Genomic DNA, 13,866 nt, shown 5'->3' with positions numbered 1-13,866 from the left:
ATATGGTGGATCATCAGGGACTCGAACCCCAGACCTACCGGTTATGAGCCGGTTGCTCTAACCAACTGAGCTAATGATCCGTATATTACCCGGCAGTGTCTTACTCTCCCACAGGGCTTCCCCTGCAGTACCATCAGCGCTGTAAAGCTTAACTTACCTGTTCGGTATGGGAAGGAGTGTTACCTTTACGCCATTACCACCGGATTTATTCGACATAAATTATTATATTTTAAATATAATAATTTGTCAACTATTTTTTTGATAAAAGAATTGTTCTTTATAAGAACTGTTCTCTCAAAATTGCACAATGAAAACTATATTGGTCAAGTCCTCGACTTATTAGTATGAGTCAGCTACACATGTTACCATGCTTGCACCTCTCACCTATCAACCTTGTGTTCTTCAAGGAGTCTTACTGACTTTCGTCATGGGAAATCTAATCTTGAGGTGGGCTTCACACTTAGATGCTTTCAGTGTTTATCCCTTCCCGACATAGCTACCCAGCTGTGCCACTGGCGTGACAACTGGTGCACCAGAGGTCAGTCCATCCCGGTCCTCTCGTACTAAGGACAGCTCCTCTCAAATTTCCTGCGCCCGCAGCGGATAGGGACCGAACTGTCTCACGACGTTCTGAACCCAGCTCGCGTGCCGCTTTAATGGGCGAACAGCCCAACCCTTGGAACCGACTTCAGCTCCAGGATGCGACGAGCCGACATCGAGGTGCCAAACCTCCCCGTCGATGTGGACTCTTGGGGGAGATCAGCCTGTTATCCCCGAGGTAGCTTTTATCCGTTAAGCGATGGCCCTCCCACGAGGTACCACCGGATCACTAAGCCCGACTTTCGTCCCTGCTCCACTTGTATGTGTCGCAGTCAGGCTCCCTTCTGCCTTTGCACTCTACGCGCGATTTCCGACCGCGCTGAGGGAACCTTTGGGCGCCTCCGTTACACTTTCGGAGGCGACCGCCCCAGTCAAACTGCCCACCTAACAATGTCCGACGACCAGATTCATGGCCTTTCGTTAGAATTCCAGTACTGTCAGGGTGGTATCCCAAGGATGACTCCATACCCCCTGACGAAGGTATTTCCAAGTCTCCCACCTATCCTGTACAGACAATACCGAAATTCAATGCTAAGCTACAGTAAAGCTCTACGGGGTCTTTCCGTCCAACTGCGGGTAGCAAGCATCTTCACTTGCACTACAATTTCACCGGATTTGTTGTTGAGACAGTGCCCAGATCATTACGCCATTCGTGCGGGTCGGAACTTACCCGACAAGGAATTTCGCTACCTTAGGACCGTTATAGTTACGGCCGCCGTTTACTGGGGCTTAAGTTCACTGCTTCGCTTACGCTTACAGATCCCCTTAACCTTCCAGCACCGGGCAGGCGTCAGCCCCTATACATCAGCTTACGCTTTAGCAGAGACCTGTGTTTTTGTTAAACAGTTGCCTGGGCCTATTCACTGCGGCCTAGCTTTCGCTAGGCACCCCTTCTCCCGAAGTTACGGGGTCAATTTGCCGAGTTCCTTAACAACAATTCTTCCGCCGGCCTTAGGATTCTCTCCTCATCTACCTGTGTCGGTTTGCGGTACGGGCGCCAAACTTCTCCATAGAGGCTTTTCTTGGCAGCGTGGAATCAGATACTTCGCGAAAAAAATCGCTCCTCGTAACACCTCAGCATTGACTAAACGGATTTGCCTGCTTAGCCTGCCTAAGTGCTTGAACACACACTCCAACAGTGTGCATATCCTATCCTTCTGCGTCACCCCATTTGTCAAACGAAGTTTGGCGGTATCGGAATATCAACCGATTGTCCATCGCCTACGCCTTTCGGCCTGGGCTTAGGTCCCGACTAACCCTGAGAGGACGAGCCTTCCTCAGGAAACCTTAGATATTCGGCCAATAGGATTCTCACCTATTTCTCGCTACTCATGCCAACATTCTCACTTCTGCATCGTCCACCGCTCCTTTCGGTACGACTTCAACCAATGCAGAAAGCTCCTCTACCATGTACATAGTACATCCATAGCTTCGGTGGTAAGTTTTAGCCCCGGACATTTTCGGCGCAGGATCTCTTGACTAGTGAGCTATTACGCACTCTTTAAATGAATGGCTGCTTCTAAGCCAACATCCTAGTTGTCTTAGAAATCCCACATCCTTTACCACTTAACTTACACTTTGGGACCTTAGCTGATGGTCTGGGCTCTTTCCCTTTTGACTACGGATCTTATCATTCGCAGTCTGACTGCCAGGATACAAGTATACGGCATTCGGAGTTTGATAGAGTTCGGTAAGCGGTGAAGCCCCCTAGCTCATTCAGTGCTCTACCTCCATTACTTAATTACCTGACGCTAGCCCTAAAGCTATTTCGAGGAGAACCAGCTATCTCCGAGTTCGATTGGAATTTCTCCGCTATCCACAGCTCATCCCATGGTTTTTCAACACCAACGTGGTTCGGACCTCCACGAAATTTTACTTTCGCTTCATCCTGGCCATGGATAGATCACTCGGTTTCGGGTCTACGACATGCAACTAATTCGCCCTATTCAGACTTGGTTTCCCTTCGGCTCCACACCTTCAGTGCTTAACCTCGCTACATATCGTAACTCGTTGGCCCGTTCTACAAAAAGTACGCCGTCACACATATAAAGTGCTCCGACCGATTGTAGGCACACGGTTTCAGGTTCTATTTCACTCCCCTCCCGGGGTTCTTTTCACCTTTCCCTCACGGTACTTCTTCACTATCGGTCACCAGGTAGTATTTAGCCTTGGGAGGTGGTCCTCCCTGCTTCCCACAAGGTTTCACGTGTCTCGTGGTACTCTGGATCAGATCTGTAGTCTTCTTGTTTTGTTTACAGGACTATTACCTTCTATGGTGAAGCTTTCCAGCTTACTTCAACTACAATAGCCTCTACGTTTATGATCTGTCCGCAACCCCAGAAACAAGTTTCTGGTTTGGGCTCTTTCCCTTTCGCTCGCCGCTACTTAGAAAATCGATTTTTCTTTCTCTTCCTCCGGGTACTTAGATGTTTCAGTTCCCCGGGTCTACCCTCCTGAACCTATGTATTCAGTTCAGGATATATACCGTTAGGTATATGAGTTTCCTCATTCGGAAATCTGTGGATCACAGCCTATGTGCGGCTACCCACAGCTTATCGCAGCTTATCACGTCCTTCTTCGGCTCCTGGTGCCAAGGCATTCGCCATGCGCCCTTTCTAACTTGACCTATCATGAGTAACTAAATTAATTTATATTAATCAGTTAATTATAGTTTATTTATTCATTGTGCAATTTTCAAAGAACAAAATTGAAGAACTTTAGTCCTTCAAAATTAAACAGAGTAAGTGCTCGCTACGAAAAGGCGATAGCCTTCTCGATTTCTCCTTAGAAAGGAGGTGATCCAGCCGCAGGTTCTCCTACGGCTACCTTGTTACGACTTCACCCCAATCATCGATCCCACCTTCGGCCGCTGGCTCCTTACGGTTACCTCACGGACTTCGGGTGTTACCAACTCTCATGGTGTGACGGGCGGTGTGTACAAGGCCCGGGAACGCATTCACCGCGACATTCTGATTCGCGATTACTAGTAACTCCAGCTTCATGTAGGCGAGTTGCAGCCTACAATCCGAACTGAGATTGGCTTTGTGAGATTGGCTCCACCTCACGGTCTTGCTTCTCTCTGTACCAACCATTGTAGCACGTGTGTAGCCCTGGACATAAGGGGCATGATGATTTGACGTCATCCCCACCTTCCTCCTGGTTACCCAGGCAGTCTTGCTAGAGTGCTCAACTTAATGGTAGCAACTAACAACAAGGGTTGCGCTCGTTGCGGGACTTAACCCAACATCTCACGACACGAGCTGACGACAACCATGCACCACCTGTCACCGAGTTCCCCGAAGGGCACTCCTATGTTTCCACAGGATTCTCGGGATGTCAAGCCCAGGTAAGGTTCTTCGCGTTGCTTCGAATTAAACCACATGCTCCGCTACTTGTGCGGGCCCCCGTCAATTCCTTTGAGTTTTAATCTTGCGATCGTACTCCCCAGGCGGGGTACTTAATGTGTTAACTGCGGCACCGGAGTATTGAAACCCCGACACCTAGTACCCATCGTTTACGGCGTGGACTACCAGGGTATCTAATCCTGTTTGCTACCCACGCTTTCATGCCTCAGCGTCAGTTACAGTCCAGAAAGCCGCCTTCGCCACTGGTGTTCTTCCTAATATCTACGCATTTCACCGCTACACTAGGAATTCCGCTTTCCTCTCCTGCACTCTAGATATCCAGTTTGAAATGCAGCACCGGGGTTAAGCCCCGGGATTTCACATCCCACTTAAATATCCGCCTACGCATGCTTTACGCCCAATAAATCCGGACAACGCTTGCCACCTACGTATTACCGCGGCTGCTGGCACGTAGTTAGCCGTGGCTTCCTCCTCAGGTACCGTCATTATCGTCCCTGAAGACAGAGCTTTACGATCCGAAGACCTTCATCACTCACGCGGCGTTGCTGCGTCAGGGTTTCCCCCATTGCGCAATATTCCCCACTGCTGCCTCCCGTAGGAGTCTGGGCCGTGTCTCAGTCCCAATGTGGCCGATCACCCTCTCAGGTCGGCTACGCATCGTCGCCTTGGTGAGCCGTTACCTCACCAACTAGCTAATGCGCCGCGGGTCCATCTCAAAGCGGATTGCTCCTTTAATCTTTCTAACATGCATTAAAAAGATATTATGCGGTATTAATCTCCCTTTCGGGAGGCTATCCCCCTCTTTGAGGCAGGTTACCCACGTGTTACTCACCCGTCCGCCGCTAATCCGTTCCCCGAAGGGAACTTCATCGCTCGACTTGCATGTGTTAAGCACGCCGCCAGCGTTCGTCCTGAGCCAGGATCAAACTCTCAATTTAAAAGTTTTCCTTCTTGCTCAAGCATTTTACTGACTTGAATTGTTTTTTCTTTTTCTCAAAAGAATGCGAGTTTTTTTATCTTACTCTGTTTAATTTTCAAAGACCAATTTCTTTCGTTTTTGTCACTCTCTTCAAGCGACTATTACATCTTATCAGATGTTTTTTATCTTGTCAACACTTTTTTATTTTGTTGTATTGACCGTGTTTCCTGTTCCTCTGTGGAACGTTTTTTATTATATCACTGTTAAAACTCATTATAATCATAATATACCTATTTAAATCAAATTATATTCATATATCTCTGTATTACTCTTATTTTTATGCGCATTTTATATATTGATACACCAGGTATAGTTTTACTTTGTTTAAATATAATTACTACTTCTTATATAACTTTTTTATATTTATAAGCATAAAAAAAGATGTAAAAGAAATTTTTCTTTTACATCTTTTTTATTAATCTTCTATAGGACAATCATCTTCTGATTCACAAATTATTTTAGCCATAGCAACTATAGCTTCATTTTCATGTGTCCTCATTAATCTAACTCCCATGGTATTTCTACCTGTAGATGATACTCCTGATACATTTAGTCTTATAGCTACATTACTATCATTTATTAGCATTATCTCATCATTATCTTCAACTATTCTAGCTCCAACTAACTTTCCAGTCTTTTTACTAACTTTATAGGTTATAACACCCTTCCCACCTCTATGTCTTATTGGGTATTCTGAGACAGAGGTCCTTTTACCAAAACCATTTTCTGAAACTACAAGTAATTCTTCTTGTTCAGTTGCAACCTCCATTCCTACAGCTATATCACCTTCTCTTAAGGTAATTGCTTTTACTCCAGTTGCTGTTCTACCCATAGGTCTTACATCATTTTCATTAAACCTTATAGAATAACCATTTCTTGTTATATATAGTATTTCACTATTTCCATTGGTCATCCTAACCCCTAGGAGTTCATCATCTTCTTTTAATTTTATAGCATTTACTCCATTTTTTCTTATAGATGAGAATGCTGTAAGAACAGTTTTCTTTATAATACCATTCTTAGTTCCCATTACTAAGAAATTATCTTCTTTAAATTCTCTAATTGCTATAGCGGCTTGAATTCTTTCATTTTGGTCTAACGGTATTATATTTACTATGTTAGTTCCCTTAGCTGTTCTTCCTGCTTCAGGTATTTCATATACTTTTAATGTATAAGCTCTTCCCTTATTTGTGAAGAATAATATATTATGATGTGTAGATGTTATAAATACATTCTCTACAAAGTCATCCTCTTTAGTTGTCATGGCTTGAATACCTTTACCGCCTCTTTTTTGTGCGCTATATGTATCTGCTGATATTCTTTTAATATAGCCATTATGTGTTAATGTAATTACTACATCTTCCTCTTCTATAAGGTCCTCAATGTTAATATCTGCATCAATATCACCAAATGCATCTATTTCGGTTCTTCTTTCATCACCATATTTTGCCCTTACTTCAGAGAGTTCATCTTTTATTATATTTAGAACTAACTGTTCATCGTTTAATATAGCTTCTAGTTCTTCTATAAGTTTCATAAGAGAATTATATTCTTCTTCTATCTTTTCTCTTTCTAATCCTGTAAGTCTTTGTAATTTCATATCTAAGATAGCTTGTGCCTGTCTTTCTGAAAGATTAAACTTCTCCATTAGTCCAACCTTTGCTTCAGCACCATTCTTAGATCCTCTAATTAAAGCTATAACTTCATCAATGTGATCTAGGGCTATTTTTAAGCCCTCCAAGATATGAGCTCTTTCTTTTGCTTTATTTAAATCAAAAATTGTTCTTCTTCTTATAACTTCCTCTTGGAACTTTATATATTGCTCTAAAATTTGTTTTAAATTTAATACTTTAGGTTCCCCATCAACAAGTGCTAACATAATAGCACCAAAAGTATCTTGCATCTTTGTATGCTTAAACAGTCTATTTAAAACAATATTTGAGTTAGCATCCTTCTTAAGTTCTATAACTATTCTCATACCTTCTCTATCTGATTCATCTCTAAGGTCTGAGATACCTTCTATCTTCTTATTCTTTACAAGATCTGCTATAGATTCGATAAGTCTTGCTTTATTAACTTGATATGGAAGCTCAGTTACTATAATTCTTTGTCTTCCCTTATGTTCTTCTATATTAGTTTTAGCTCTAACCTTTATCTTTCCTCTACCTGTTTCATAGGCACTTTTTATAGCAGATTTACCTAATATTACACCTGCTGTTGGAAAGTCTGGCCCTTTTATCTTCTCCATCAAATCCTTTACAGTAGCCTCTGGATTATCTATAAGCATTGTTATTCCGTCTATAACCTCATTTAAGTTATGTGGAGGAATATTGGTTGCCATACCAACTGCTATACCAGATGAACCATTTACTAAAAGATTAGGAAATCTTGATGGAAGCACAACAGGTTCCATCTCTTCACCATCAAAGTTAGGCATAAAGTCTACAGTATCTTTGTTTATTTCTCTCAACATTTGACTTGCGATTTTATCCATCTTCGCTTCTGTATATCTCATGGCAGCTGCTGAGTCACCATCTACAGAACCAAAGTTTCCATGTCCATCTACTAATGTATATCTGATTGAGAAATCCTGTGCTAATCTAACTAAAGCATCGTAAACAGAAGAATCTCCGTGTGGATGATACTTACCTAGAACATCCCCGACTATTCTTGCACATTTTCTATATCCTTTTTCTGGTGTTAGTCCAAGCTCATGCATAGAAAAAAGAATTCTTCTATGAACTGGCTTTAAACCATCTCTAACATCTGGAAGAGCACGACTTACAATTACGCTCATTGCATAATCTATGTAAGATCTCTTCATTTCACGTCCAATATCTATATGAGAAACCTTTCCGGTATTATTCATTAACTACACCTCTTTTAACTTTACTCACTTTATATCCTAAATATCTAAGTTTACAACTTGTTTAGCATTTTCCTGTATAAATTCCCTACGTGGTTCTACCTTGTCACCCATTAAAACTGTGAATATTTCATCTGCAGCCATAGCATCTTCTACAGTAACTTGAAGAAGTATTCTTTCTTCTGGATTCATAGTTGTATCCCACAATTGTTCTGCGTCCATTTCTCCAAGACCCTTGTATCTTTGAATTTCTGTATTCCTATCTTTACCACCAAGCTCTAGCAACATAGTTTCTAGCTCTTTGTCATTGTAAGAATAATACTCTTTCTTTCCTTTTTTAATTTTATATAGTGGTGGCTGTGCTATATAAATATGACCTGCTTCCACTATATCTTTCATGTATCTATAGAAGAATGTAAGCAATAATGTTCTAATATGAGCTCCGTCAACATCGGCATCAGTCATAATTATTATTCTGCTATATCTTATTTTGGATATATCAAAGTCTTTTCCTATACCAGCACCAATAGCTGTAATTAAAGACCTTATTTCATCAGAGTTTAACATTTTATCAAGTCTTTGTTTTTCAACATTCATTATTTTACCCTTAAGTGGTAATATAGCTTGAAATTCTCTGTTTCTGCCCTGTTTTGCAGAACCACCCGCAGAGTCTCCCTCTACTAGATATATTTCACACTCGTCAGGGTTTTTAGATGAACAATCTGAAAGTTTCCCTGGTAATGATGTACTTTCAAGTATAGATTTACGCCTTGTAAGTTCTCTTGCCTTTCTTGCAGCTTCTCTTGCTCTTGCTGCACTTAAAGCCTTGTCAACTACAATTTTTGCTATTTGCGGATTTTCTTCTAAACTAGCCCATAAAGCCTCACTTAGTATACTATCCACAATACCACGCATCTCACTATTTCCTAATTTAGTTTTTGTTTGACCTTCAAACTGAGGATTAGTAAGTTTTACTGAAACTACAGCCGTTAATCCTTCTCTTATATCTTCTCCGGATAAGTTTTTATCACTCTCTTTTAAAAAGCCAAATTTCTTTGCATAATCATTTAAGACACGTGTAAGAGCAGTTTTAAATCCTGATAAATGTGATCCACCCTCTATTGTATCTATATTGTTTGCAAAAGAAAATATGTTTTCACTATAGGAGTCATTGTATTGGAGAGCAAGCTCTACCACACTATCTCCCTTTTCACCTTCGATATATATAGGGTCTTTGTGCAGAACTTGTTTATTTCTATTTAGGTACTCTACAAAAGACTTTATTCCACCTTCATAGTGAAATTCAGTTAATTTATCTTCCTTTTCAAAGTTTAATATTATTCTAATACCTTTATTTAAAAAGGCAATTTCTCTTAATCTTTTGCTTAATATTTCATAGTCAAAGTTTACCTCGTCAAAAATGTCCGGATCTGGTTCAAAGTAAGTAGTTGTACCTTGACCTTCTGATGCACCTACAATCTCTACATCAGTCATAACTTTTCCATACTCATAGATTTGTCTATATAGGTTACCATCTCTTTTTACTTCTACCATACATTTTTTAGAAAGTGCATTAACTACAGATGCACCTACCCCGTGTAATCCTCCAGAAACCTTATAACCATTTCCTCCAAACTTACCTCCAGCATGAAGTACGGTCATGATAACCTCTAGAGTCGGTTTCTTTATTTTAGGATGCATACCTACTGGTATTCCTCTTCCATCATCTTTTACGGTAACTGTATCATTTTTATCTATTTTGATTTCTATATTATTACAGTAACCTGCTAGAGCTTCGTCTATACTATTATCAACTATTTCATAAACTAAATGGTGCAAACCTCTTAAACTGGTACTACCTATATACATACCTGGTCTTTTTCTTACAGCTTCAAGACCTTCCAATACCTGTATCTGACTTTCATCATAAATTTGATTATTATCCATGGTTTCCTCCTAACTAAGTAAAAACTAAAGAACGTGATAAAAGTTTTCTGTTCTTTTACATAGGGTATTTGATGAAATTGGTGATAAAAAAATCTTGCTTTTTTTATTAACTTCCGCCACTACAAAAGACTTTGGTTTATCTTCTGTTATTCTTTCAACAAATCCATCCTCTTCTGCCATTCTTAAAAATTGAATTGTATCTTGACTATACATGGTAGTCTCCATATCAAATATTCCTATTATATCTTTTATTGGAACCACTACATTTTCTCCTAAATGTAAAAACATAAACTTCCTCCTCTAAAATCCCTGTTTAAACCTATTCAGTAACAATTCCCTCTGAGACCTTAAATATCTTACAGTTATCCTTAGTTGTATATTTTTCTATTTCATTTATGCCTGTGCATGTTATAAAAGTTTGTATATTTTTAAGTGATCCTAGTATATATCTTTGCCTATTTATATCAAGTTCAGACAAAACATCGTCAAGTAGCAATATAGGATACTCCCCTGTAATCTCTTTTATTATCTCCAAAGAAGCAAATTTTATGGTTAATACTGAAGTCCTTTGTTGACCTTGAGATCCATAAACCCTTGTATCTATGCCATTTATTTCTATAGAAAAATCATCCCTATGCGGACCTACAGACGTAGTTTTATATTCTATATCCTTCCCCCTATTCTTTAGCAATAAGGAATACAGGTCTTTTTCTATATTCTCAAAATCTTTAACTGCAGTTAAATATTTAATTTCTAGGTTCTCCTTTTCAGAGGTTATATCCTTATGAATAATTCCGCCCTTATTATTTAATTTTTCTATATATTTTACTCTTTCTCTTATTATTTCAGCACCGAACTTACTAAGTTGTAAATCAAATACATTTAAAACTTCCATATCCTTTATCTTTTTCATAGCTGCATTTCTTTCGTTTAAAGCCTTTTTGTATTGAGAAAGATGAAAAAAATACTTTTTGCTGAGCTTGCAAAGTTCTATATCTAGGAACTTTCTTCTGAAGGAAGGAGAATCTTTTACGATTTTAAGATCCTCTGGAGAAAATATAACTGCATTTAAAACTCCAATAAGGTCTGATATCTTTGTAATTTTAACAGAGTTTATATTTACTCCTTTTTTACCATGCTTGAATATTTTTAATTCAATTTTTTTATCTAAACGTTCTTTGTTTATATAAATACTAATATATGCCTCTTCTTTTCCCCACATAATTAAATCTTTATCTTTATTAGTTCTGTGAGATTTACCAAGACTGCAATAATATATGGATTCTACCACATTAGTCTTTCCTTGTGCATTATCTCCTACAAAAACATTTATTCCTCTGCAAGGTTTTATATATTGATTATTGTAATTTCTAAAATTCACTAATTGAATATCTCTTATATCCATAAAAAACACCTAATTTTTATTATATCATAAAATCATCTAAACAATAAATTTATATTACTCTATCCCTTGAACAACCTTAAATTTCTCATTGTTAAAAGTCACAATGTCTCCACTGTATAATTTTCTACCTCTTTTTTGTTCTATCTCTCCGTTTACTAAAACATCCCCATCTAAAATATACATTTTAGCTTCTGCACCTGTAGATACAATTGCTGCCCATTTCATAAATGCATCAAGTTTTATAAATTCAGATTTAATTTTAATCTCATTCATAAAGAATCCTCTTTCCTACTTAATTTAAAATTTATCTAGTTATTTATAAGTCTAACCGGTAATAACAAGTATGAACCTTTATCAGTTTCTTTATTCTTTATAACACAAGGACTTATGCTACTTGAAAATTCCATAATAACCTCTTCTTCATCCATAATTTTGAATACATCAATTAAGTATTTTGAGTTAAATGCAATTTTCAAAGATTCTCCTTGCAAAGTTATTGCAACTTCTTCTCTAGCTTTTCCCAATTGAGAATTAGAAGTTATAACCATAGTATCATCTTGTATATCTAATTTTACCAAATTGGTTTTTCCTTCTTTCCCCATTAGAGATGCTCTTTCAATACTGTTTAAGATTTCATTTCTCTTAACCGTAACTCTTAAATTATATTCTTTAGGAATTATAGATTCATATTTTATAAATTCTCCTTCAAGTAATCTTGATATAACTCTAGTTTTTCCAAGATTAAATAGAATATGGTTAGGGGTGAAGGTTATATGAGTTTGAGTATCACTTTCGTCTAATATTTTAGAAACCTCACTTAAGGTTTTTCCTGGTATAACAGCACTAATAGTATCATTATTTTCTATAATTTCTTTTCTAAGTGCTACTCTATAGCCATCTAAAGCAACTAAGTTCAAACTATTATTTTTAATTTCAAATAAAATTCCCGTTAAAATTGGTCTTGTTTCATCTTGGGCTATAGCGAAAATAGTTCCTTTTATCATATTTTTCATTAGACCTTGAGGAATAGTAAATATCATATTTTCATTTATTTGGGGTAAATTTGGATATTCCGCTGGATTCATATGAACTAAAGTAGCTATAGATTTCAAGCATTGTATAGTTATAGTTTCATTTTCCATAGATGTTATATGTACTTGTGCATTAGGAAGCTTTCTTATAATTTCACCAAAAAGTCTTGAATCTACTACTATTTCACCTTCTTCCTCTACTTCTGCATCAATTTTTGTTTCAATAGTTAAATCAATATCTGAACCTATAACTATTAGTTCATTATCCTTAGCTTTTATGAAAATACCTTGTAATATTGGCATTGTAGTTTTACCAGTTATTGCTTTTTGAGCATTTGATATTGCTTCTTGTAATACAGACTTTTCTATTGTAAATTTCATATATTTAGATCCTCCTTATTAACAGGTTAAATTTTCTATATAGATAGATAAGATAATATATTTTTATAGTAGTAATAGTAATAGGGGCTGTGAATATGTGGATAAGTACTCAAACCTATTCAAATCAAAGAAAAATGCATATAAAAATTATTGTGGATAACTTAGTAATAATATTTTACTTTTATCCACAATAATCCACAAGTAAAAATTTAAAAAAAATTATCCACAAGATCTTATGTATATATTATAAACATATGTTGATATTAATTTTGTTTAATTTTTTTTGCAAGTTCATTTACTATATCTTCTAAGGTTTCATCCTTTTTTAGGTTCTCAGAGATTTTGTCGTATGCGTGAATAACAGTGGTGTGATCTCTACCACCGAACTCCTCACCTATCTTAGGAAGGCTCATATCTGTAAGTTTTCTACAAAGGTACATTGCTATTTGTCTTGGAAAGGCTATATTTCTAGTTCTTCTAGCAGATTTTAAATCTTCTATTTTTAAATTGTAGTAACTAGATACTATATCTTGTATTAAATCTATAGTAATTTGCTTTGATTGTTTATTTGATATAATATCTTTTAATGCTTCGGCTGCAAGATCTACATTTATTTGCTTATTAGTTAAAGAAGAGTAGGCGACGACTCTTATTAGGGCACCTTCTAATTCTCTAATATTTGATTTTATTTTATTTGCAATGTAAACCATTACTTCGTTGTCTATATTAAGATTATCTACGTCAGCTTTTTTCTTTAATATTGCTATCCTAGTTTCAAAGTCAGGTGCTTGAATATCAGTGATGAGGCCCCATTCAAATCTCGATCTAAGTCTATCTTCCAAAGTTGGAATTTCCTTTGGAGGTCTATCACTAGATAAAATTATTTGTTTATTTGCTTCATGTAGTGCATTAAATGTATGGAAAAACTCTTCTTGTGTTCGCTCTTTACCAGCGATAAATTGAATATCGTCAATTAGTAGAACGTCTACATTTCTATATTTGTTTCTGAATTCTTCATTTTTATCGTCTTTTATAGAGTTTATTAATTCATTTGTAAATTTTTCTGAAGTTACATAAACTACTTTACTTTTAGAATTATTTTGTAGTATGTAATGACCAATTGCGTGCATTAAGTGAGTTTTTCCCAGTCCAACTCCACCATATATAAAAAGTGGATTATATGCCTTTGCTGGAGCTTCAGCAACAGCAAGAGAGGCAGCGTGGGCAAATCTATTACTGTTTCCAATTACAAAAGAATTAAATGTATACTTTGGATTTAAAGTAGATGACAT

At 37.3% G+C, this 13,866-nt stretch carries 7 protein-coding genes, 1 tRNA gene and 3 rRNA genes; all 11 read right to left on the bottom strand.

The window, feature by feature from the left end; translation table 11 throughout:
* Window positions 1–3: 3 nt before the first annotated feature.
* Window positions 4–80: transfer RNA gene (locus FGL08_RS00055), tRNA-Ile, on the bottom strand.
* Between the two features lie 7 nt (window positions 81–87).
* Window positions 88–204 (bottom strand): 5S ribosomal RNA (gene rrf, locus FGL08_RS00050).
* Between the two features lie 115 nt (window positions 205–319).
* A 23S ribosomal RNA gene (locus FGL08_RS00045) occupies window positions 320–3,226 on the bottom strand.
* A 162-nt stretch (window positions 3,227–3,388) separates the two neighbouring features.
* A 16S ribosomal RNA gene (locus FGL08_RS00040) occupies window positions 3,389–4,903 on the bottom strand.
* Together the 16S, 23S and 5S rRNA genes with 1 tRNA gene alongside form the textbook arrangement of a ribosomal RNA operon.
* A 456-nt stretch (window positions 4,904–5,359) precedes the next feature.
* A complete protein-coding gene (gene gyrA / locus FGL08_RS00035) occupies window positions 5,360–7,813 on the bottom strand; it encodes a DNA gyrase subunit A (RefSeq protein ID WP_138208886.1) in 2,454 nt (817 codons plus the stop codon).
* 36 nt (window positions 7,814–7,849) lie between these two features.
* Window positions 7,850–9,757 carry a DNA topoisomerase (ATP-hydrolyzing) subunit B gene (gene gyrB / locus FGL08_RS00030; RefSeq protein ID WP_138208885.1) on the bottom strand — a complete coding sequence of 636 codons (1,908 nt, stop codon included), beginning with the start codon at window positions 9,755–9,757 and terminating at the stop codon, window positions 7,850–7,852.
* Between the two features lie 24 nt (window positions 9,758–9,781).
* Entirely contained in the window at window positions 9,782–10,045 is a 264-nt protein-coding gene (gene remB, locus FGL08_RS00025; protein ID WP_138208884.1) for an extracellular matrix regulator RemB, read from the bottom strand.
* Between the two features lie 31 nt (window positions 10,046–10,076).
* Window positions 10,077–11,162 carry a DNA replication/repair protein RecF gene (recF, locus tag FGL08_RS00020; RefSeq protein WP_138208883.1) on the bottom strand — a complete coding sequence of 362 codons (1,086 nt, stop codon included), beginning with the start codon at window positions 11,160–11,162 and terminating at the stop codon, window positions 10,077–10,079.
* Window positions 11,163–11,216: 54 nt separating this feature from the next.
* Window positions 11,217–11,435 carry a S4 domain-containing protein YaaA gene (yaaA, locus tag FGL08_RS00015; RefSeq protein ID WP_138208882.1) on the bottom strand — a complete coding sequence of 73 codons (219 nt, stop codon included), beginning with the start codon at window positions 11,433–11,435 and terminating at the stop codon, window positions 11,217–11,219.
* A 35-nt stretch (window positions 11,436–11,470) separates the two neighbouring features.
* Window positions 11,471–12,574 carry a DNA polymerase III subunit beta gene (gene dnaN / locus FGL08_RS00010; RefSeq protein ID WP_138208881.1) on the bottom strand — a complete coding sequence of 368 codons (1,104 nt, stop codon included), beginning with the start codon at window positions 12,572–12,574 and terminating at the stop codon, window positions 11,471–11,473.
* Between the two features lie 263 nt (window positions 12,575–12,837).
* On the bottom strand, window positions 12,838–13,866 hold a 1,029-nt coding region (dnaA, locus tag FGL08_RS00005; RefSeq protein ID WP_138208880.1), incomplete at its 5' end, for a chromosomal replication initiator protein DnaA.

This window comes from Hathewaya histolytica (assembly GCF_901482605.1).
Lineage (GTDB): Bacteria > Bacillota > Clostridia > Clostridiales > Clostridiaceae > Hathewaya > Hathewaya histolytica.
Note: the sequence above shows the minus strand (reverse complement) of the source record. Positions and strands in the feature narration are given on the sequence as shown.

What these genes read in the sequence shown, in the direction of transcription:
- recF (WP_138208883.1), bottom strand. Translation starts at nt 11,162, where the DNA reads ATGGATATAAGAGATATTCAATTAGTGAATTTTAGAAATTACAATAAT.
- gyrB (WP_138208885.1), bottom strand. Translation starts at nt 9,757, where the DNA reads ATGGATAATAATCAAATTTATGATGAAAGTCAGATACAGGTATTGGAA.
- gyrA (WP_138208886.1), bottom strand. Translation starts at nt 7,813, where the DNA reads ATGAATAATACCGGAAAGGTTTCTCATATAGATATTGGACGTGAAATG.
- remB (WP_138208884.1), bottom strand. Translation starts at nt 10,045, where the DNA reads ATGTTTTTACATTTAGGAGAAAATGTAGTGGTTCCAATAAAAGATATA.
- dnaN (WP_138208881.1), bottom strand. Translation starts at nt 12,574, where the DNA reads ATGAAATTTACAATAGAAAAGTCTGTATTACAAGAAGCAATATCAAAT.
- yaaA (WP_138208882.1), bottom strand. Translation starts at nt 11,435, where the DNA reads ATGAATGAGATTAAAATTAAATCTGAATTTATAAAACTTGATGCATTT.